22 protein-coding genes and 1 tRNA gene are annotated in these 21,787 nt (G+C 43.3%); 8 read left to right on the top strand and 15 right to left on the bottom strand.

Going from position 1 to position 21,787, the window contains the following annotated elements:
- Positions 1–5: 5 nt before the first annotated feature.
- From EO130_RS07460 to EO130_RS07445, 4 genes are all read left to right on the top strand, one after another.
- Positions 6–563 carry a YeeE/YedE family protein gene (locus tag EO130_RS07460; protein WP_127140898.1) on the top strand — a complete coding sequence of 186 codons (558 nt, stop codon included), beginning with the start codon at positions 6–8 and terminating at the stop codon, positions 561–563.
- A complete protein-coding gene (locus tag EO130_RS07455) occupies positions 560–973 on the top strand; it encodes a DUF6691 family protein (RefSeq protein WP_127140897.1) in 414 nt (137 codons plus the stop codon). The genes EO130_RS07460 and EO130_RS07455 overlap by 4 nt, the downstream gene beginning before the upstream one ends.
- A gap of 102 nt (positions 974–1,075) precedes the next feature.
- On the top strand, positions 1,076–1,480 hold the full coding sequence (locus EO130_RS07450; protein ID WP_127140896.1) for a response regulator: 405 nt from the start codon (positions 1,076–1,078) through the stop codon (positions 1,478–1,480).
- Between the two features lie 91 nt (positions 1,481–1,571).
- Positions 1,572–1,643, top strand: a tRNA-Arg gene (locus EO130_RS07445).
- A gap of 228 nt (positions 1,644–1,871) precedes the next feature.
- On the opposite strand, the gene EO130_RS15550 is transcribed toward EO130_RS07445, so the two are convergent.
- From EO130_RS15550 to EO130_RS07410, 8 genes are all read right to left on the bottom strand, one after another.
- Positions 1,872–2,009, bottom strand: a complete 138-nt coding sequence (locus EO130_RS15550; RefSeq protein WP_206513134.1) for a hypothetical protein — start codon at positions 2,007–2,009, stop codon at positions 1,872–1,874.
- 6 nt (positions 2,010–2,015) lie between these two features.
- The gene (locus EO130_RS07440) at positions 2,016–3,473 is read right to left on the bottom strand and encodes an NAD(P)/FAD-dependent oxidoreductase (protein WP_127140895.1); all 1,458 of its coding nucleotides are present in this window, start codon (positions 3,471–3,473) and stop codon (positions 2,016–2,018) included.
- Between the two features lie 174 nt (positions 3,474–3,647).
- Positions 3,648–4,685, bottom strand: coding sequence for a cytochrome d ubiquinol oxidase subunit II (cydB, locus tag EO130_RS07435; RefSeq protein WP_127140894.1), 1,038 nt, complete (start codon positions 4,683–4,685; stop codon positions 3,648–3,650).
- Between the two features lie 12 nt (positions 4,686–4,697).
- Positions 4,698–6,044, bottom strand: coding sequence for a cytochrome ubiquinol oxidase subunit I (locus EO130_RS07430; RefSeq protein WP_127140893.1), 1,347 nt, complete (start codon positions 6,042–6,044; stop codon positions 4,698–4,700).
- Between the two features lie 86 nt (positions 6,045–6,130).
- Entirely contained in the window at positions 6,131–7,459 is a 1,329-nt protein-coding gene (locus EO130_RS07425) for an MBL fold metallo-hydrolase (RefSeq protein ID WP_127140892.1), read from the bottom strand.
- A 53-nt stretch (positions 7,460–7,512) separates the two neighbouring features.
- Complete coding sequence (locus EO130_RS07420) at positions 7,513–8,178, bottom strand: peroxiredoxin (protein ID WP_262707323.1); 666 nt, start codon at positions 8,176–8,178, stop codon at positions 7,513–7,515.
- A 644-nt stretch (positions 8,179–8,822) separates the two neighbouring features.
- The gene (locus tag EO130_RS07415; RefSeq protein WP_127140891.1) at positions 8,823–9,404 is read right to left on the bottom strand and encodes a GDYXXLXY domain-containing protein; all 582 of its coding nucleotides are present in this window, start codon (positions 9,402–9,404) and stop codon (positions 8,823–8,825) included.
- Positions 9,401–10,678: a DUF2157 domain-containing protein gene (locus EO130_RS07410; RefSeq protein ID WP_164732894.1), complete on the bottom strand. Its 1,278-nt coding sequence runs from the start codon at positions 10,676–10,678 to the stop codon at positions 9,401–9,403. Before EO130_RS07410 ends, EO130_RS07415 begins: the two co-directional genes overlap by 4 nt.
- Before the next feature lie 241 nt (positions 10,679–10,919).
- On the opposite strand from EO130_RS07410, the gene EO130_RS07405 reads away from it, so the two are divergent.
- Positions 10,920–11,240, top strand: a complete 321-nt coding sequence (locus EO130_RS07405; RefSeq protein WP_127140889.1) for a hypothetical protein — start codon at positions 10,920–10,922, stop codon at positions 11,238–11,240.
- Positions 11,241–11,244: 4 nt separating this feature from the next.
- Here EO130_RS07405 and EO130_RS07400 read toward each other — a convergent pair whose 3' ends face one another.
- On the bottom strand, positions 11,245–12,186 hold the full coding sequence (locus EO130_RS07400; RefSeq protein WP_127140888.1) for an NAD-dependent epimerase/dehydratase family protein: 942 nt from the start codon (positions 12,184–12,186) through the stop codon (positions 11,245–11,247).
- Between the two features lie 64 nt (positions 12,187–12,250).
- On the opposite strand from EO130_RS07400, the gene EO130_RS07395 reads away from it, so the two are divergent.
- Together EO130_RS07395 and EO130_RS07390 are read left to right on the top strand one after the other, a co-directional pair.
- The gene (locus EO130_RS07395; RefSeq protein WP_127140887.1) at positions 12,251–12,751 is read left to right on the top strand and encodes a hypothetical protein; all 501 of its coding nucleotides are present in this window, start codon (positions 12,251–12,253) and stop codon (positions 12,749–12,751) included.
- Positions 12,738–13,241, top strand: coding sequence for a nuclear transport factor 2 family protein (locus EO130_RS07390; RefSeq protein WP_127140886.1), 504 nt, complete (start codon positions 12,738–12,740; stop codon positions 13,239–13,241). The genes EO130_RS07395 and EO130_RS07390 overlap by 14 nt, the downstream gene beginning before the upstream one ends.
- Before the next feature lies 1 nt (position 13,242).
- Here EO130_RS07390 and EO130_RS07385 read toward each other — a convergent pair whose 3' ends face one another.
- From EO130_RS07385 to EO130_RS07375, 3 genes are all read right to left on the bottom strand, one after another.
- Positions 13,243–13,950 carry a hypothetical protein gene (locus tag EO130_RS07385; protein ID WP_127140885.1) on the bottom strand — a complete coding sequence of 236 codons (708 nt, stop codon included), beginning with the start codon at positions 13,948–13,950 and terminating at the stop codon, positions 13,243–13,245.
- Between the two features lie 68 nt (positions 13,951–14,018).
- Entirely contained in the window at positions 14,019–14,828 is an 810-nt protein-coding gene (locus EO130_RS07380) for an SDR family oxidoreductase (RefSeq protein ID WP_127140884.1), read from the bottom strand.
- Positions 14,821–17,091, bottom strand: coding sequence for a M28 family peptidase (locus tag EO130_RS07375; protein ID WP_127140883.1), 2,271 nt, complete (start codon positions 17,089–17,091; stop codon positions 14,821–14,823). The genes EO130_RS07380 and EO130_RS07375 overlap by 8 nt, the downstream gene beginning before the upstream one ends.
- Positions 17,092–17,213: 122 nt before the next feature.
- On the opposite strand from EO130_RS07375, the gene EO130_RS07370 reads away from it, so the two are divergent.
- A complete protein-coding gene (locus EO130_RS07370) occupies positions 17,214–17,684 on the top strand; it encodes a CBS domain-containing protein (protein ID WP_127140882.1) in 471 nt (156 codons plus the stop codon).
- A 1-nt stretch (position 17,685) separates the two neighbouring features.
- Here the strand turns inward: EO130_RS07370 and EO130_RS07365 are convergent, their stop codons facing one another.
- Genes EO130_RS07365 through EO130_RS07355 form a run of 3 tightly spaced genes read right to left on the bottom strand, consistent with a single transcriptional unit; the run spans position 17,686 to position 21,734 of the window.
- Positions 17,686–18,039: a hypothetical protein gene (locus EO130_RS07365; protein WP_127140881.1), complete on the bottom strand. Its 354-nt coding sequence runs from the start codon at positions 18,037–18,039 to the stop codon at positions 17,686–17,688.
- Between the two features lie 9 nt (positions 18,040–18,048).
- Positions 18,049–18,621: a pentapeptide repeat-containing protein gene (locus EO130_RS07360; protein WP_127140880.1), complete on the bottom strand. Its 573-nt coding sequence runs from the start codon at positions 18,619–18,621 to the stop codon at positions 18,049–18,051.
- Complete coding sequence (locus EO130_RS07355; protein ID WP_241244317.1) at positions 18,621–21,734, bottom strand: VPS10 domain-containing protein; 3,114 nt, start codon at positions 21,732–21,734, stop codon at positions 18,621–18,623. The genes EO130_RS07360 and EO130_RS07355 overlap by 1 nt, the downstream gene beginning before the upstream one ends.
- Positions 21,735–21,787 lie beyond the last annotated feature (53 nt).

Genomic DNA, 21,787 nt, shown 5'->3' with positions numbered 1-21,787 from the left:
CGAAAATGCTTTATCAACCTTGGCCTTGGTATGTGGCGGGCCCACTTATCGCTATCATCATGGCACTGCTTATACTCATGGGCAAAAAATTTGGAATGTCCTCCAACTTGGAGACATTTTGCTCCTTGGGCGGGGCTGGAAAATTCTCGGATTACTTCAAAGTGGACACTAAATCCAAACGATGGAACCTAATGGTGGTTCTTGGTTCCGTGCTTGGTGGTTTTTTGGGAGCACAATGGTTGTCCCCGAACCCCGCTGTGGATATATCGGAACAAACCGTAATTAAACTCAAAGACCTCGGTTTTGAAAGTGCTGGGGCCGCCTATTTGCCTACAGAGCTTTTTAGTATAGAAGCGTTGGCGAATCCCAAGGTGTGGATTATTCTTTTGGTTGCCGGTTTTCTGGTTGGTTTTGGAACTCGTTACGCTGGTGGATGTACTTCTGGGCATGCCATTTCAGGGCTGAGTAACCTGCAACGACCCTCTTTGATTGCGGTTATTGGCTTTTTTATTGGCGGACTGGCTATGGTTCACCTCTTGTTTCCCCTAATTTTTGAAGCATGAAGAATATAGTTTATATTTTATTGGGAACCTTTTTGGGAATTGTCCTATACAAGTCGGAAGCCGCTTCGTGGTTCCGGATTTATGAAATGTTCCAGTTCGATTCTTTTCATATGTACGGTATCATTGGTTCTGCTTTGGCCGTTGGTGTTGTTTTGGTCTTTTGGATTAAAAAATCGAAGGTCAAATCATTTACAGGGGAACTCATCAGTATTCCAGACAAGGAAAAATCGTTTGCCAGGTATATCCTAGGAGGAACGCTTTTTGGATTGGGTTGGGCCTTGGCAGGTGCTTGTCCCGGACCGATTTATATTTTGGTGGGAGCCGGCTATTGGCCCATAGTTATCGTGCTGATAGGTGCTATTTTGGGAGCCTTTGTGTATGGCCTAGTACGGGCCAGATTGCCCCATTAGGCGTGGATTGACGGTATATTTCGTCCACACAACGAAAATGGATGGTTTATTGAGGGCTTGCTTATAGCTTTGGATGTCCCAAACTTACATAATAGACCCTACATGAAACTCACGACGTTTATTATAGACGATGACTTGGTGTCGCAGTTCGCGACCCGGTACTGCATACAGCAATCCCAAGGTAACTTCGATATTGTGACCTGCTCCAGCGGTGAGGAAGGGATACAAGCCTGTTTCGGATATATTGAGGAGCACGATAGACTGCCCGATATTATTTTTTTGGATTTGGTAATGGACGGAATGAACGGCTGGGATTTTTTGGAAAACCTCAAGAATCTGTTTAAGGAACACCAACTGCCCAGTGTGTATGTGCTCTCCGCTTTTACGAATGCTTCGGATAGAACCATTGCCAAAAAAAACGGCATGATTTCGGGTTATGTGGACAAACCCTTGTCCCGTTCTTATCTCGAAAAAATCTTAAAGGAGGAAAAGGCAAAAAGATCATAAGGCTGTTCCAAAGAAATCCAAAGAGAAATAGATGTAAGGGGTTGCATAAGATACGGCAAAAACCCTATTTTTGCAGTCCATTTTATGGAATGGCCCCGTAGTTCAATGGATAGAATAGAAGTTTCCTAAACTTTAGATGCAAGTTCGATTCTTGCCGGGGCTACAAAACAAGCTTAAATACACATAAAGTGTTCAAAGCCGAGCTTGACAGTCAGAGTTATCCACAATAGGGCAAATGTAAGTCTCTCCTTAACCTATTTTCAGAATCACTAAAGTGGTTTACATGAAAAGCTAATAAACCTGCAGCACTATACTTTAAAGCGTTTATATAGCCTTAACAAACCCTGGTGTTTTCAACAGAAAATGGCAAGTAGAAATCAGCAATAGATGTTCAATTGATCTCTCGGGTCCCCCCATGTCCACCAGCGACTACAATCATTATTTTGATGCTTAAATAGATGAACTTAAAGAACTGTATTATTGGGTTCATCATTAGAAATCGTTTGTATTTGGATATTCTTCGTGTCATAACTTTCTATTCAGGAATCAACCACCAAAAGGGTTTCATTTTTGCTTTATATATGAAGGCATGGTGCAGGGCCAACTTAAGCCAGTGACCTGCAAGACCTATGGTACCAAAAGTCTTGCCTAGTTTCCTGCCCTGGGTATCTGGATACTTATTGTAATCGGGCACAATGGGATATGTGGTGATGCTCACGCCGCTTCCCTTGGTCATACCAAAACCTGCTGAAGCGATACATGCAGCACCCATGTTGCCCATTGATCCTTTGTGATGAAGTTCATTATTAGAGTGTTTGATCATCTCGATGATGTTATCTGCCACTAATTTGGCCGTAATACCCGATGGCATTCCGGTTCTTGGAGGAGCAGGTGTAATATCTGTTCCATTTTTGCTCTTCCGTGGTTTGGAAATGCTGTGAGGCGGTGCAAAGGCAATGCCTGGAGCAAAAATATTAGAATACGATGGATTTTGATAGGTTTCTGGCCAATCCTGTACACTCCATTCCTCGTAGGGTTTGGGTGTATAATCCGCATCCACGATCATGAACCCTTTAAAAAGTTTGTTCGTAATCTCTTCGCCATCCTTATTGTAGGCCTTAAAACCATGACCCGAAAATGAGGGTATGAGCATGGCAAAATCATAACTTTCGGTTTTATAGTCGCCTTCCAAGGTTTCGTATTGGGCTACACCATCTTCTATTTTATTGACCCCGGCACCTAAAATCCAAGAAATTCCCCTGTCTTCAAAAATCATTTCTACCATCTCACTGGATTTCATGATATTGCTGCCATAACTCATCAACATGCCATCCATCCCAAAATCTCCCAAATGATATTCATTGGAAATCCAAGTAATCTGGGCCATATCCCTCACTTTGTGCCTTCTCAATTCTTGCTCTACATTTAAAATATATTCAAATGCCGCGCCTTGACAGGTGGCTTTTGCATGACCTGTTCCAATAAGTATTTTGGCTTTTTTCCCCTGTTTCATTTGTTGAATCAGATCATTCAATGCGTTCCAGGCCTCATCGGCATGGGTATAGGTACAAACGGAATGTGTTTTGTTCTTTCCAGGAGAAAGTCCTTCGGTGGCCTCGAAGTTTAGTTTTGGACCGGTGGCATTGATCAGATAGTCATACGTCACTTTTTCTGTGGTTCCTTTATTTGCTCCTGCCACGTATTCTGCCAGCACGTAAGGTTTTACTTCCTCAGCATCTCCTTCCGGGTAAAAACTTATGGCTTTGGCCTGTTTATAATCGATATGCTTTTTTGCATACAAAGGTGCCAATGGGAACAAGATGTCCTTTGGTTTCATTCTACCGATTCCTACCCAAATATTGGATGGGATCCATTGGTAATTGCTGTTTGGTGAAACAACGACAACCTCATGCTCTTTGGGTAGTTTTCTACGTAAGTGGGAAGCGGCTACATGACCTGCAATACCTGCTCCTAAGATTACAATTCTAGACACTGCTATATTATTTTCAATAAATATAGATGAAGCGTCCTGTGTGCACAGTAACCTATGTTACCCATGAACAAACTGTTCCCAGGGCTTGCTTTGCGGAATAACTATGCATAATGGAAAACAACAATGGATGTTGTTTATCTTAAGACATACGAGGTGTTGAATTTTGAGGCTGGATCAATAGCTTGTATCGTCCAGTTCGACCTTACCATGGAAAGTTTTATATAAAAAAAGAAAATAACCAGCTAAAAGCGGCGCTCCAATAAGGACTATGGTCAACATTATACCTAGGGACTTCTGTGAAGAGGCGGCATTGTAAATGGTAACACTATGTGCTGGGTCTATTGTGGAGGGCAGTAAAACCGGGTATAGCTGAAAAGCAACCAACATCAACAAAAAAGCCATGGTCAATGAGGAAAATACCAAGGCGGGTGCATATTTCTTTTTGGATACGAGTCTAGGTACATTGGCAACGGCCAAAAAAGCCAAGATTGGCAATATGAAAAAAACTGGGTTTGCTTTAAAATTATCGGTTACACCAGGAAGATAGATAAGGGTGTAAAATGATGTAAACGCAAAACTAAGTATAAAGAAAATCATACCTTTTTTAAGTAGAAACGTTAATCTGGCATGCAAACGTCCTTCGGTTTTCAACAACAAAAAAATAGCGCCTTGCGTCATGAATATTGATAGTGTTGTTAAGCCGACCATAATTGCGTAGGGGTTTAGGAAAGAGAAGAAAATACCACCTTGGTAGCTAAAATTTTCGCCGATTTCAAAACCCTGTAATATATTTCCCAGTACCACACCTAATAAAAAGGCAATGAGTATGTTGGAGGTAAAGTAAATGACATCCCAAGTTTTTCGCCACCATTTCATTTCTTCCGCACTTCGGAACTTTATAGCGGCAGAACGTAACACCAGCAACATTAGGAAGAGCATAAAGGGAATGTACATGGCAGATAGCATAGTGGCATACATTACGGGAAATCCGGCGAACAACGCACCACCACCAATAATGAGCCACACCTGATTGGCGTCCCATAAAGGTCCAATAGCGTTAATGGCGATACGACGGCTTAAGTCTTTTTTAAAGAACAGGTGCCATGCCCCGGCACCGTAATCAAATCCCTCCAAAATGGCGTATCCGGAAAATAAAAGGCCTACAACTAAGTACCAAAGCGTTGGATAATCTATACCAAAAAAAGTTTCCATTTGATTGTCTTGTTAAATTATTTCTAATGCATTTTTAGCTTCATCGTAGGGCCCTTGTTTTATTTTTTTGTTCAAAGAATACATAAACAATAGAAAGAGTAAGGTATAGACCACAAGGAACAGTATCAGCGAAAATAGTATTTGATTGGAAGAGACTTCTTGGGAAAAGCCCTCGCTTGTTCTTAAATGACCGTAGACAATCCATGGCTGTCTGCCCATCTCTGCGGCGAACCATCCCACCTGATTTGCTATTTGGGGCAAGAGCACGGAAAATGCAAAAATTCGCAGTAGCCATTTTTTATCAAATAGTGTTCCTTTCCACCAGAGATAGCTTGCATATAGGGTGAGGCCTATCAAAAACATACCAATTGAAATCATGATGTGATAAAATTGAAAAACGGCATTCACCTGACTCGGCCTATCTTCTTCAGGGAATGCATTTAAACCCGTCACAGGCTCCTCAAAATCCTGATGCACCAAAAAAGACAGACCGCCAGGCACCTTAATACCTGTCACTTCCTGCGTTTGGTTGTCCACCCACCCAAAGAGGTATAGGTCTGCTGGAGCAGAGGGTTCGTAGTGTCCTTCCATTGCAGCCAATTTTGCTGGCTGGTTCTCGGCAACGCCATCCGCGGAACTATGGCCTGATACCAATTGTGTCAACGAGATTACGGTCGCCACCCCCAAGGCTATTTTAAATGCCTTCTTGGAGATTTCTATATATCTGCCCTTCAAAAGGTAATACGCATGTACACTTAGGACTAAAAACGCCCCTGCCAAAAAGGCTCCTTGCCACACATGAATAATTCTATCAACACTAGAGGGGTTAAAAACCATGGCCCAAAAATCGGTGACCTCTGCTCTTGCATTAAACCCTTCGCCAACGATATGATAACCTGCCGGTGTCTGTTGCCAGCTATTGGCCACTACAATCCAAACGGCTGAGAACATAGATCCCAAAAACACCCCAATTGCCGATATAAAATGCACTTTGGGAGACACGCGATTCCAACCAAATATCAAAACCCCTAAAAATGCACTTTCCAAACCAAAGGCAAATAATCCCTCAGCAGCTAAGGCACTGCCAAAAATATCGCCAACGTACCTAGAGTATACCGCCCAGTTGGTCCCAAATTCAAATTCCATGATAATTCCGGTAGCCACACCGATACCAAAGGTTATGGCAAATATTTTTAGCCAAAAGCGTGTGAGAACCTCATAATGTTTGTTTCCGGTTTTAAGGTAAAGCCCCTCCATAATCACCATAATGAGGCCAATACCAATACTAAGGGGTGGATAGATATAATGAAAAGCTACCGTGAAGGCAAATTGTATCCGAGCGAGAATTTCAGTTTCCATAGTATTGAAAATTTGACTCAAAGGTATTTGGCATGGCGTTCATATCAAGTAACCCCAGTTACATAAAACAGGTGAAAATGAATTTATTAAATGAAATCGTTAACGTTTTCACTGAGGTCAAAAATGGTTGTATTCCTAAGTCCACGCTCTAGAATGCTGCTTCCCGCCGCACTCCTGTAGCCGCCTGCGCAATGTACCACAATGGGCTTATTTGTAGGTATTTCATTCATCGTATCCCTCAATTCGTTCAAAGGATGTGCAATTGACTGCTCAAAAAACTTTCCATCATTTAGCTCACTTTGGTTTCTAATGTCAACAATAGTATAATTAGATGGGTTGTTCTGAAAATCCTCCAGATTCAAAATGGCGCTTTTTACCAAATGTTCCTTGCCCAATGTAATGATGGATTGTAATTGTGTTTCGTAACCAATCTTGGATACTCTTTCCAAGATATTAGATAAATCCTTTGGATTTCCGATAACCAAATGAAACGGCTCTTTTGGTGCTACGATTGAGCCCAACCACGTTTCAAATTTATCATTTTCGGAAACCGCCATAATGTTGATGCTTCCCTGCAGGTGGCCTTTTTTAAATTCGGATTCATCCCTGACATCCACAATTAAGCCATCTGTATCGGTATTTAATCGAAGGGGTATTTTGGCTAGGGAGGTTCTCAGATTTTCAGGGCCTTGTCTGTTGGTGTCTACATTGAACCCAAAATAGGATGGGATAAAGGGCTGACTGTCCAAAATGGTATGAACAAATTCTTCTTTCGATTGTGGTTTAAATGCCCAGTTGCCCATTCTTTCATTGCCTAGGGTGCTGCTGTTGTCGGAGCTAAGGTTTTTTCCGCACAAGGATCCCGCGCCATGGGCAGGGTATACCAAGGCTTCATCGGGTAAGTCCTTGAATTTATTTTGGATGGTATCGTACATCATTTCGGCCAGTTCTTGACGCTTCGCGGTCATATTACCTGCTTTTTCGCGTAAATCTGGTCTTCCCACATCCCCAATAAAAAGGGTGTCACCAGTAAATAGTGCAGTTTTTCCATCTTTTTCTGCAACAATGGTAATGCTATCAGGAGAGTGCCCTGGGGTATTCAAGGCCGAGACTTTGATATTACCTACCATAATGCTTTGGCCTTCATCAAAAGGTTCATATTCATAGTCGGCACCCAAATCTTTACTGTGATAAATAGGGGCTCCTGTTTCGTTGTGGATTTGTAAATGGGAACTCACAAAATCGGCATGTGGATGGGTTTCTATAACCGCGGTTATTTTGGCATCATGATCCTTAGCAAAAGCATAATACTGCATCGGATTTCTTTCAGGATCTATAACGGCCATTTCACCATTGTCCACGATGGCATAAGAATAGTGGGCCAAGGGTTTGTATTCAAACTGTTTTATTTCCATAGAATAATGTTTTAAAGGGCACCTTAAAAGCAAGATGCCCATGATGAAAGTTATTAAATTGTTTTTTTAGCCAAGTACCAATCCACTTTTTCCAAGGAATCATCTGCCAAACGCGCATTCAGTTCATCCAAGGTTTTTGGAGCGCCCACAATTACCTTGTCTCCTTTTTTCCAATCCAATGGCATAGCGACTTTATGCTCATCAGAAGTTTGAAGGGCCTCCAAAGCTCTAAGAATCTCGTCCATGTTACGTCCAACGTTCAATGGATAGTACATGATCAATCTAATCTTTTTGGATGGGTCGATAAAGAATACTGCCCTCACCGCAGCAGTTTCGCTCTCGTTGGGCTGAAGCATTCCATATAATTTGGAAACCTTCATGTCCAAATCAGCAATAATCGGAAAATCAAAATAAACACCCGTGTTTTCCCTAACGCTATGCACCCAACCCAAATGAGCGTGGATACTGTCGATGCTTAAACCAAGAAGCTCGGTGTTCAAAGCCTCGAATTCAGGTTTTCTTTGTGCAAAGCCACTCATTTCGGTAGTGCATACAGGTGTAAAATCTGCAGGGTGGGAGAACATTACGGTCCATTTATCCTTGGCAAATTCCGAGAACTTGATCTTACCTTTTGTGGTCACGGCTTCAAAATCGGGTGCAAAATCCCCAATCCGTGGCATCTGATTTACTTTTTCCTTTTCTACATAAGAGTTTTCCACAATAATATAAGTATAATTTATTGTAATTATTTTAAATGATAAAATTAATCTATTGTTATGGTGATGGCAGTAACGTATGTTACACAGGATTTTTCACATAAGTTCATCGAGTCAAAATGATGAAAGGGATACCCGAAACATCCAAATATAAGACCCATTGGGGGCCTTGGGAATACAACGCTTAAGTGAGTAAGGCGCACACCGATATGGACCAGTTATCTCGATGGGGTGTTTCCTTCCAACTTAAAAATGCGCCCTTTCAGTTTGCTCCTTGACAAATCAATTCATTTCTCGAATCTTTCAGATTCCGTACAAGAGTGTATTGTGGTAGAATGTCTACAAATTAAAAATGAATCAAAGTTCTATAGAACTTTAAGGATATAGTCGACCCTCTTACTTTCTAAGTTGAAACGAGTTGATACTTTGTGGTACTTGGGAAAAGACAATAAATTTTGGGCAACGGAATAATCAGATACATTATTTTGAAAATCAATGATTTACACCGGTTCGTTTTTCATGAATATCACTTAAAACAAGTGAATTAAAGGAGTTCTAAATCCATTCTTTTACAAAAGAAAAAAGTGAAAAGCCTGATAAAACTTAGGGACTGGGTAAAAGTTCGCTTCCTGTGAAAGCTACTTTCTTCAATCGTTTCCCGTTCGTTCTTTTCCAACCAGTTCTTTTATCGGAACACCATCAATTAGGACGTCTTTTAGCACTGCTTTTCCGTTTTTAATGCGGACAAGTGCATAAGTGGTCGTTGTAGTGTCCCGTTGGGAATTTCTATAGGTTATTTCCGCAGGTTGGGCTTTGGATTCCTCCATATAAAAACGATCAAAAGGATAGCCGATGGTTACTTGGTTGCTGCCATTTCGGGTCACAAATAGGATGGAACCTTCTACATATGCCTCAGTTCCTTCGGGAACTTCGCTGGTAATGGACGCTATTTTTGCAAACCCCTTTTGGTCCGTGGTCAGCACAACATAGATGGTTTGCCCATACTCCCAGTCCATTTCATTGGCCACGTTGAATGAGGAGGCCTCATAGCTCAGTGTAATGTATTTTCCCCGAAAGGGGTCGTTTGGGTCCACCGGGGCAGTTTTAAACTTGTACTCGGTTCCCTTTTTTAGGATATGCTCTTGCTCCCATATCATCTTTGCTGGAATTAAGAGTTGAACGAATGCCAGCAACACAAAGCCTGTTATTTGGATTTTCTTGCCCATCATTTTTCTTTTCTTTTTTGAATTGTCCAATAATTGGCGAAGAAAAACCCTGCACCCACTCCCACAAACAATAAACCTCTGACCACAAAACTCAGATCGGTATCAAAAAAGCGGCATACAATCAAGGCAGTGATAATTAGAAGCCCGTAATTGAGCAGGCCCAGATGATGTTGTTGTGACCCTTCCCGAATAGTAAAGACGCCCAAAAGGAATATCAACACATTCACCAAAACAACGGCAATGGTCGCCATTGTTCCGATGGCAAAAATGGGAATGAACACTAAGAACACTAAGGAGAAAAGGGATAGGTTTCGTATTCCCTTCTGCTGAATCCTTTGGTATAACAGTAGTGATGCCGCACAGCTCAAGAGCAATATCAAAATAAATTCCTGTGAAGCGAAGATTTCCGTAAGCTGAATTTCCTTTTTGAACAGATGCTCCCAAAATTCATTAAAACTCAGAAACAGCAACAAAATAATAGTTCCCAAGCTCCCTAAAATTGTATAGTCGTTTTTAGAGGAGCCTTGTGGCATCCATGTGCCGGTACCCAAGAGGTAAAAGAGACCAAAAAGGGAGAGGTAAGCTATAAACATGAATTCTTCCAATGCGTTGGACAAGGTTCCCAAAACTGTAATGAGGGACAATGGAACCAACCAGTTGTGGAAGCGAACAAAATTGCTAAAAGGATTTTTTCGAAACATTTGATAATAAAAGGGGAGGATGGCAACCAACATCCCCCAGTACGGATATGAATCGGATGTGGGATACCCCCAGTAACTGGTTTCACTGGCATAATAAGTGATTCCCACTAAACAGAGGAGGGAGGTCATGGGCGATTGCATCACATAAATCAAGGGCAGTGTCAAAAGCATCCATGTCAGTAGATAAGTGCTGAGGTCACCCGGAATATTGTAAATCTGACTCACCAAACCAATGCTGGCACCCACTGCAAAAAAGAGGAAAACCGTGCTACTTTCTCTCCATGCCACATTGCCCGGTTTTTTAAGAAAGGCAAATGCACATAACAGCTGTCCGATCAACAACGGAAGGAATGCGAATACGGTTTTCAGGCTGCGCGAAAGGTCGTCCCAATTATGGGCAATGATCAGAATGATGCCCAATCCAACCAAAATGGCACCCAAAATGCCAAAAACCACAAAAAGTTTATTGGTGGAGGGTTCCTTTTTGTTGTTGTAGTACGAAGCAATAGCTGCTGCGGTATCTTCGGAAATTACCCCAGCCTTCACAAGTTCTGGTAGGTCATCGGGTAGGTCCATGGTGCTGTGTTTTATAGGTTTGGGATAGGGAAGATACATAATTATCAAATATCCTTTACCGAATATTTGTTCATCAAATTGCAAGGTTCACTTCATTGCTTCTTAGTGATAGCTTAAGCTTGGCTAAATCTTTGGTCGATTAAATCACCCCAATTTTGACAACCCAAGATTTTTTTTATAATTTCTACATGTAATCACTTTTATTCTAAATTTAGCCACGGTACAAATCAATCCCATAAACATGGATAACCTCAAACGCGTAATAGTAGACTATAAAAAACTGACATCTGAAGTCCTTAAGCTTTTGGTGGAAAAATACCCCGATGGATATGGGGATGACGATGTCATCCATTTTAAGAACCTAAAGGGCGAATATATTGAAGCCGTGGAAGTATCTACCGAGGACACCAAGTATTTGGTAAAAATCAGCTCCAAACTAGAGCGTACCATGGCCGACTTCGACGAGGATGACGATGACAATTTTGATTCGGAACCTTTTGATAAGATTCCAGAAGATGAAGACGAAGAGTTTTCAGATGCTGACGATGGAGAGGAGGAATAACCCCCTATTTCTGTAAATTTTCTAGCATTTCCTTAGTGGTTTGGTCCAAATTGAACTTGGGCGTCCACCCCCACTGCTCCTTGGCCAGTGAATCGTCTATGCTGCTGGGCCACGAGTCTGCTATTTCTTGCCTAAAATCAGGTGCGTAGCTGATCGTAAAACCTGGAATGTGCTTGGTGATGCTTTGCGCCATTTGCTCGGGGGTAAAGTTCATCCCGGCCAAATTGTAAGAGGACCGCACCTTTATGTTTTCCGAAGGACTTTCCATAAGGCTTATCGTTGCCCTAATGGCATCGTCCATATACATCATCGGAAGCTCGGTATCGCTTTTCAAAAAGCATTCATAAGCCCCTGTTTTAAGAGCTTCGTGGTAGATTTCTACTGCGTAATCGGTAGTTCCTCCTCCCGGCATAGTCTTCCAACTGATCAAACCTGGGTACCTGATACTTCGCACATCCACTCCGTATTTCTTATGGTAGTATTCGCACCAACGTTCACCGGACTGTTTACTGATTCCGTAGACCGTACTGGGCTCCATAATGGTGTTTTGTGGCGTGTCCTGTTTTGGGGTGTTGGGCCCAAAAACCGCAATACTGGAGGGCCAGAACACTTTGGAAATCTTTTTCTCCTTTGCCAGATTAAGCACATTAAAAAGGGAGTTCATGTTCAGGTTCCAGGCACGCATGGGAAATTTTTCGGCGGTGGCACTCAACATGGCCGCCATTAAATAAACTTCATCAATCTCGTAATGCATCACCACGTCTTCAATAGCAGCGTAGTTGGTAGCATCCAACAGTTCAAACGGACCGGATTGCATCAGGGCATCGCTGCCTTCCCGAATGTCGCTCGCAATAACATTCTCAGCTCCGTACTTATTTCGTAGTTCAATGGTCAGTTCGGTTCCTATTTGGCCGCAGGCGCCAATAATCAAAACGGGTTTGTGCATTAAAAATGAAGTTAATTTAGTTTGATGGTAAAGATACCCTTTATTAAAATTTGTACATTCGCCTATGCGAAATTTATTAGGCATACTGATTTTGTTGGTCTCGTTAGGGGCATGCAAAAAGTCTGAAAAAGCCACCACGGCAGTGGATACTTCGGCTCTGGAATTCAACTACCAAAAAATGCCCGACAAGGCCCCTATAAATCCTGAGGCGAGCGCGATTGTGGAACAATGGCAGGAGTTTAAGAATTTGAATGCAAGCATTGACGTCCTGTACAAAGCTACCAACAACGAAGATTTGGCCCTTGCCATTGATGATCTTATCGAAAAGGAAAAGAAATTGGAGGAAGGCACCTATCCCGAACTGTTCGATTCTTTTCAATTAAAGAGCCGGCAAATGGTCATGCGTACCTTTTTGTACAAGACCAAGGCCAGTATTCTAGATAACCAACCGACCACCGAATCAACCGTAAAAGTGCTGGAAGCCTATAATGCCATGCGCAGACAGTTGAATTTGATCATGAACAGCCAATTGGACAAAAAACTGATTTTAGATGAAGAAGCTTAACTATCTATTTGTTGCCTTTTTGATGGTTTCCATCAACCTATTTTCGCAGACCACCGACAAAGAAGTTATTCATAATGTATTGGATGGTTGGCACAAGGACGCGGCCAATGCCGATTTTGAGTCCTACTTTGGGAAAATGACCGAGGATGGTGTGTTTTTGGGGACTGACGCGACGGAAAATTGGCAAAATGATGAGTTCCGAGCTTTTTCCAAACCCTATTTTGACAGGGGCAAGGCATGGAGCTTTACCGCGGTGGAACGCAACATTTATGTAGATGAGTCAGGGGAATTTGCCTGGTTCGATGAACTGTTGGACACTCAGATGAAGATTTGCAGGGGGTCTGGAGTGCTCAAAAAAATAAATGGGCAATGGAAAATTGCCCATTATGTACTTTCAATTGCTGTACCCAACGAATTTGTGGATGAGCTTGTCCAGATCAAGGAGGAAAAGGACAATGCCTTGCTCCAAGAATTAAAAAATAAGCAATAACCTATTTTTCGCCTCCACCGCCTTCGGAAGCTTCCTTTTTACGGGATTCCAAGGCCTGCTTGCTCAAGCTCGCCAAGTTGAAATTGGGTGCTATTTTCAGGGCTTCATCAATGGAAGCTATGGCCCCATCAATGTTCTCCTTGTCCTTGTTAAAATCGGCCAATCCTTTCAAGTGATAAAATGCAGCTTTTAAAGGCACTTCATACGGTTGTTGGCGCTCATAAAAAGCATAGGTCATATCGTCAGTGGCATTGGCAATACCATAATCGATATTGGTAATGGCACCGTTCATGTCACCGGTTTGGATCTTAAGATCGGCCATTTCATAAGCAATATATGGAGATGCCTCTCTTTTATACAGTTCTTCAAAGTGCTCCAAAGCTCTTTTTGGTTGGTTCAAGGCTTTCAAGGAAAACGCTTTGATCTGCACGGCCAAGTCGGAATCATCTGCATTTTTGTCCACGCCAATAGTGTTCAGCGCCTGCATGTGCTGCCCATTGTTCATGTAAACAAAGGCCAAGGTGTCCCTGCGCCCTTTGGAAGGTTCCAAAACATTCAGGTGGGTGAGTGCACCAATTACACCGTTAACGTCACCTTGCAATCGCATTTCTTGGTAGTACGCCTTGTAGTGTTCCACAAGGGCATTGTTGGTTTGGGATATACCACTAAAGCCCACAAATAGGAGCAGTAAGAGTACGGTCTTTTTCATTGATCTTCAATTTAGTGCGCCAAAACTAACAAAATAATCCCAACCAAGTTGTTAAGAATTCAATAAGGCTAGGAAACGACGGATGTGGTGAAGCTATGGCCCTTTTTCAAGAAGTTTGCACTTCGTACCAATTTGCCGCTGTTGGAAGCGGGTTCCCTTTGATAGGAAGGTGCGGGCAGCCCTCTTTTTTGGGCTTCTTCAAAATAATAGATTTGTTTTTCGGGATGATGGGGATATACTCCATTGAAGGTTTCACCCCAGTAGGAATTGTCCAAGATGGTCAAAATCATGTGGATGCAGTCTTCCAGATGAATGAGGTTGATGGGATGATGGCCATTGCTAAGCCCCTCCCTGCCCGATAGCGTGGTAACAGGATGGCGGTCGGGCCCGATGAGTCCACCAAAACGGATAATGGATGCGATGAACCCCTTTTGGTTCCGGAACAGATTTTCGCACGATACCAACTGTTTCCCCGATTCGGTGACAGGTGCCAATGGAGTGTCTTCCGTTATCTCTCCCTCAGCATCCCCGTACACAGCCGTACTGCTTATGAATAACACCTGAGAGACCGTACTTTTTCCAATAGCTTCCAAGAGGTGTTTCATTTTGTCCACGTAATTTTCCGTAGCATTTCCCCGAAGTTTTGGAGGAACGTTGATGATGAGCGTATCCACTCCTGTCAAAAACTCTCCAATGGGGCCTTGTATCCCATTTTCCGAAAGACTGACCAGAAAAGGTTGTATGCCTTCATCCTGCAAATGTTGAATTTTGGATGGCGATGTCGTAGTTCCTTTAACGGTAAATCCCCTATTGACCAATCGCTGGGCCAAGGGAAAACCTAGCCAACCACATCCCAATATGCCGATTCTTTTACTCAAACCGAACCGTTTTGATGGTCATTATGGCATCATTCAATACAAAAGGCATAGGAATACTGTTTTTGGGTCGTTCCGGAATGCTAAAATCCGGATGAGTGAGTAAATCGTTGGAGGCTTCGTAAAGGGTGAGTTCCAAAACCGAATCTTTTGGAAACTCCAATTGCAGCTCTGTAAAATCGTTGTTGGAGATGTAATGGGTAAGCAACTTGCTTCTTCGGTGTTCTAAATAATAGGTTGATAGCGGGATACGGTTCACCTTGGCAGCGCTAATAGCTACGGGATTGGTGAATACCTCCAACCGGTTTACGTTCCGTTTTGGGGTGATGCAAACCTCAATATGCCTTTTATCCCCGATTATGGTGTCCAAAACAGTGTCAATGTATGGGGCAGGGATATTCTTCTTGGGCGCATCGGCGACATAGTTCAGACGGGTCCTGTATTTGCTCGAGATGGTCTCTGCAGAAGGCTCTCTTTTATCATCTCCTAAAAATTGCCCGTTCCAATCCATCAGTACATGATCATAGGTGGCCCATAGGGAGGACTCTTTGTCAGCATCGTATACATACAGCAAGCTGCTTGGTTTTGGACGTTCCTCATTAAAGTCGGATTGTACATGACTGGTGATGCCAAGGGCAAAGAATAGGAAAAGGAAGAGGTAAGCCAATCTGCCCTTGCTTTTCAGTTGCCCGAAAAAGGGAAGGATCAATACAAATAGTAGGGTGGTGAGGACGGTGGCCGCAACCATCATTTTGAGACCAAGACCAACGGGAAACATTTTAATGAACGGTGAATAGATCAATACAGCAGGCAGGACCAAGAAGACCATGAGAAACGGATTGGGTTCCTTTTGGTTGATAGTGACCAACAATCCAGCCAACAATCCATACAAAGGAATGATAAAAAAGCTGGCCCCCTTTAAATAATGTGCCACCAACCCACAAATGACCAACCATAAAAAACTAGGGGCTATCAAGAGATTCGGTGTGCTTATCCTTCGGAATTGATGATAGGTATAAAAGCAAACAAAAAGGGCAAAGGATACAAAGACCGCAATATAAGTGTAGCCATTATAGGTGAATCCGTGCAACATATCCTTAAAGTCTGGATACCACCAAGTGATGATGGACCAACAGAAATAACCGGCCAGTCCATTTACCACCAATGTGATGAGCATGGGTAAAAAGCCTTTCAAAATGTGAGATAGTTCCAGTTGCTTCTTTTTGAAGCCCCAGAATAACAACAACACAAAAGAAAGGGCGCCAAAAAAGGACATGGGCCATATCCATTCAAACGGATAGGAGACCAATTTGTAGAAGGGCAGATTGTAATACACTTCGTCATTCAGACTTTTTAGGTTGTCCAGATCGGCATCGCTGAAGTAGGATAGGAGTGGCATCAAATAACTTCCTTGATGGGCCAGGGTCTTTCTGTCCAATCGTTCATAGTTGTCCAATGCGGTGTGATAGTCGAAATGGTCATCGATAAAGGCAAAATTGAAGCCTTCAATGTCCGCGTCTTCCCGAAACACCGTAAGGTCGGTGTCATTGGGCAGCATTTTGTAAATACTGTACACCAAAGAGTTGGCTACGGGGTATTGCGGATTGGCATTTTTGAACTCCTTTATCAAATTTCCGTTGCCCCTGTTGGTTTCGATAAGCATATAACTGGGGCCGCCGCTGCCCCGCGCCTCAAAATTTAGGACTAGCCCAACGTCCTTGACCCAAGGATGATTGTTTACAAAGAGATCGGCTCCGTTCAACCCCAATTCCTCCGCATCGCTAATGAGTATGATGATATCGTTTTTTGGAACCCTATTTTCGCTTAAGAAAGCTCTCACCCCCTCAAGAATCGTGGCGACTCCACTTCCTGCGTCACTGGCGCCGAGGGACGAATGCGGGCTGCTGTCGTAATGGGACAGCAGAAGCAGTGCCTTGCCCTCTTCACTGCCCTCGATTCGGGCCAAAATATTGCTCGCCTTGCTCAAATTGCCCCAATCCCCAGCTGTATACCCTTCTTGGACCAAGGTTTCCAACCCCATTTCCTTCAGCTCGGAAATAATGTATTTTTTTACGTCTTCGTGCCCAGGAAAACCGACGGCATGCGGTTCTTTGGATAGTTCCCTAACATGTTCCAGTGCCCTGTCCACAGAAAACTCGGAAGAAGTAGTCTCCTTGTCCGGCTTGTAGGATGGCATGAGGGAATCAAAGCTCCAATAAACGGCAGCAAAGAGCAATAATAGGGCAAAGGTCCTTGAAGATTTCATGGCAAAGCATTATTCGTGATTAAATGTATGAAATTCTAAAAGGTTCTCATATTTTGATTGGGAAAATTAGGTTATTCGCTAAAAAAGGCTATATTTAATATTCAACTTTAAAATCTAACCCTATGGCAATCAAGAGTTTTCAAGGCGTTCGCTCCAAGGAGGAATCCAAGAAGAAGTACAATGCCCCAATTTTGGTGGAGGACTATATGACCAAAAAATTGATTACCTTTTCTCCAGACCAATCCATTCTGGAAGTGATGGAGACTTTTGCCAAGCACCATATCTCAGGTGGGCCTGTGTTGGACAATAATGGTTTTTTGGTTGGGATTGTCTCTGAAGCTGACTGTATGAAGCAGATTTCGGAGAGCAGGTATTTTAATCAACCTATTCTGGACAAGAGTGTGGAGCGTTTCATGACCAAGAATGTGGAAACCATTCCGCACGACATGTCCATTTTTGATGCTGCAGGTGTTTTTGATCGCCACAACAGGCGACGCTTGCCCGTAATGAAAAATGGTATTTTGGTAGGCCAGATCAGCCGAAAGGATATTGTGGTAGCCGCACTGAAATTAAGTGGCCAAAACTGGAAATAATCTATTCCCTTTTCACGATCATGTAATAATCGTTGTCGAGTGGCAAATAGCCAAGATCGTACACGAAATAGTAGGTGCTGCCTTTTTTGGTGGTATAAAGGTTGGTAATGTATTCAAAATCAAAGCCTTTGTCCAGTAGCCGCATCTTAGTGGTCTTGGTTTTGCCATCTTTCAGTGGAAAACTGTCCAGTATCCGATAATTTTTGCGGAGTTTGTTGTTGATATTGCGCACCAAATTTTTGCTGTCACGGTTTAGCAGGTTGTTGTAGGCATTTCTGCAATGGTCGGAACAGTATTTTTGGTCGATACGGCCCAGTAGCTTTTCTCCACAGACCAAGCACTTTCTTTCGGACATAGGATAAGATTAGGTGACCACAATATCATACTTTTTTAACAAACCGATCAATCCCTCTTTGCTGAAGCGCGTTTTCTTCAGGTGATTGATGGAAGGGTCGATGTTAAAATTTATCGACGAAGTCAAATCGGCCTGCGCCAAATCTGTCTGATCGAAAATGGCATCTTTAAAATCACAATCAACAAACTCCCCTTCTTTTAGAAGGGTCTCAGAAAAATCCGTTTGATGCAGCCTGCAGTCTTGAAAAACGGTACGTGGCAAATCCATACCATGAAAGGAAGCCACCGATAGATTGCAACCGATAAAGTGTAGGGACAATAAAAGCGGGTTGCATGTTTCAAACTGGACTCCTACCAACTTACAATCCTTAAAGGTAACTTCGTTAAGGGTAGTATGGGCCATATTGGCATTGGTAAGGTCGCAATCTTCAAAAACACAATCCACAAAGTTTTGGTTGTCCAAATACCCATTGGAGAACAGGCAGTCCACAAAACGGCAATTTTCATAATCGCCTCTTGGCAATTTTTGCTGGGTATAATCCTGTCTTGTGAACTCCTGCTCGGTCCAAAAGGTGTCTGCCATTATTCTCCAGTTAAAATGATGGCCGGAATGTCCAATGCTTTGAACATATCGTTGTATTCTTTCATGCCAGTACCCACAATGGCATTCTTTTCATCTTCAAAAGTTTTCCATTCGGCCAAGTTGTCCCTAAAGAGTTCTTTTGCTCCTTCGGTGACCTTGGGTTCGGCCACATCGATAAATCCTCTAAGGTGCATGAAATCTGCATTGAGTTTACTGCTAAAGTTCACCACATCCTGAAAGGTTTTTTGCTTGGGCTGGATGAGGTTTTCTTCCCAAGTATTGATACGTTCCAGCAATGCATCACCTTTCTCCAATAGCTCTTTGGCTTTTTCGTTGTCCTTGAGCAATTCCTTATAGCTTTTAAGTTGACTTTTGGCCATGCGCATTTGGTTCACCGCTTTGTGCATGTTTACCAAGGTTTCATCAATACGGGTCAAGTACGATTGTTGTTCTGCATAATCGGCAGCTGAGGCATCGATAAGGGGGTCTGGCAATACCGCTGCCTTGGTTTCCACGGTTTCGGTACCCATGGTCAGCCGAAGGGTGTAAGTGCCCGGTGCCACACGCGAACTGCCATAACCATCAAATCCAAAAACGTTTTCAATGGCAGGGGATGGTTCGCGGTAAAAATCCCAAGTAAACCGATTATAGCCTTTGGCCGCGGGCAACACCTTTGGTTTTGAGGGTCCTCCTGCCCAACTCTTAAAGTCTTTAGGTGCTTGGTTGGTATAGGTTCGTATCACTTTTCCACCGGAAAGCACTTCCAATTTTAGTTCTGTGGAATCCAATTTTTGGGGCAAATAATAGTCAAAGGTCACACCCGATTTTGGGTTCTGGCCCAATCCAGGTACAAATTCATCGGAACTTCCATTAAAAATGCGGTACGACGGTTTCGGGGTTACAATCTGAAGCGAATTCTGCTTACTTAAACTATGTTGAATCGCACCCAAATCATCCAATATCCAAAATGACCTTCCTGCCGTTGCGGCTACCAAATCGTTCTCTTGAATAATCAAATCATTGATGGGTACAATAGGTAAATTCAATTGCAAGGGCTGCCAGTGCTGTCCATCATCCAAAGAAACGTATAGTCCGGTTTCTGTGCCGGCATACAACAACCCTTTTTGCTTTTTATCTTCACGGACCACACGGGCAAAGGTATGTTCGCCATCTATGCCATTGGTGATTTTGGTCCACGTTTGACCGTAATCCGATGTTTTATAAATGTAGGTATCTAAATCCATGAACTTGTATCGCATTAAGGTGATATAGGCTGTAGCAGGGTCATGCGGGGATACCTCAATGCTGTTGATGATTCCTTCCTTGGTATTGGGAGGGGTGATATTTTCCCAACTCTGGCCACCATTTTTGGTGATGTGGACCAATCCATCGTCGGTACCCGCATAAAGTACTCCTTGTTCATGGGGAGACTCTACCAAGTACATGATGGTGTTGTAGTTTTCCCCACCCGCCGCTTCGTTGGTGTACGGGCCACTTCCGGGACCTTGTTTCTCAATTTCGTTTCGTGTGAGATCTGGACTGATGACGTCCCAACTGTAGCCACCATCAGTTGTCCGGAATACCACGTTTCCTGCATGGTAGATCGTGTTGCGGTCGTGTGGTGAACTGATGATGGGTGCATTCCAATTGTAACGGAACTTAAAGTCCTTTGGAATGTTTCCTAGACCCAATTCTGGGTATGCTTTAATAGGCTTTGTTTCGCGTGAAGCCTTTACCCACTTATCTATGATTCCTTGGTAACATCCACCATACACAATCTCTGGATTATCGGGGTCAAAGGCCAAATAGGCGCTTTCGCAACCGGCTACGGCATACCAGTCCTTCCAATCTATACCGCCATCCCTTGTCCGGCTGGCAATGGCCACGGAAGAGTTGTCCTGTTGCCCTCCATAAACATTATAGGGCACCAAATTATCCGTAATAACTCGGTAAAACTGTGCTGTGGGTTGATTTTGTTGTGAACTCCAGCTAAGCCCACCGTTGTTGGATACATTCGCCCCACCATCGTTGGAATTGATCATAATCTGATTGTTCTTCGGATGAATCCATAGGTCATGGTTATCGCCATGGGGTGTTGGAACGGGCGTAAAGGTTTTTCCACCATCAATGGATTTGGTGACGGGAGCATTTAGTACGTATACGATATTTTCATCTTGGGTATCGGCAAAAATTTCCATGTAATACCAAGAACGTGCAATATTGATTCGGTCTTTATTGGTCTGCTTCCATGTTTTTCCAGCGTCGGTACTTTTGTACACACCGCCTTTTTCCCCTTCGGCCTCGATTACGGCATAGACTACCTCCGAGTTAGCCCTTGATACGGAAACGCCCGATTTACCAAATTCTTTGGGAAGACCTTTTTCCATTTTGTCCCAAGTAGTTCCCCCGTCGGTGGATTTATAAAATCCAGAAGAGGCTCCCCCAGAGGTAATGGTCCATGGAGTTCGTTCGTGTTGCCACATGGCTGCGTACAAAACAAGGGGGTTGTTCATATCCATGGATAGGGAGGAAGCTCCAGTAATCGTGTTCACGTAAAGCACTTTTTCCCAAGATTGTCCCCCATTGGTGGAACGGTAGATGCCTCGGTCTTCGGAGGGACCGTATTGAGCACCCTGAGCGGCAACGAATAGGATATCGGGATTGGTAGGGTGGATGATAACGTCAGAAATATGACGTGTAAAGTCCAGACCTATGTGTTTCCAGGTTTTTCCGGCATCGGTGGATTTGTAGACACCATCGCCCATTGAGGTCATAACACCTCGGGCGGCATGTTCTCCCATTCCAACAACCACAATATTGGGATGACTTTCGGAAACGGCGATATCGCCAACTGTTCCTGTTTTTAAGAATCCATCGGAAACGTTTTTCCAGGTAATGCCATCATCAGTGGTTTTCCAGATACCACCGCCAGTGGTTCCCATGTAGTAAGTATGGGGCTGGCCCACTACTCCGGAGGAGGTGACACTACGCCCGCCACGGAAAGGACCGATATTACGCCATTTCAACCCCGGAAAAAGGGAGTCGTTCACAATAATGGAGGGTTGGTCGGATTTTTTGTTTCTGCGTTGTGCATCTGCGGGATGCCACGCCATAAGTATGACGCAAACTAAAAGTAGAGATTTGAATTTCACAATAGGGTTGGTTT

The organism is Flagellimonas marinaquae (assembly GCF_003992675.1).
GTDB lineage: Bacteria > Bacteroidota > Bacteroidia > Flavobacteriales > Flavobacteriaceae > Flagellimonas > Flagellimonas marinaquae.
The sequence above is the reverse complement of the archived record's forward strand: the minus strand, read 5'-3'. Positions and strand labels throughout refer to the sequence as shown.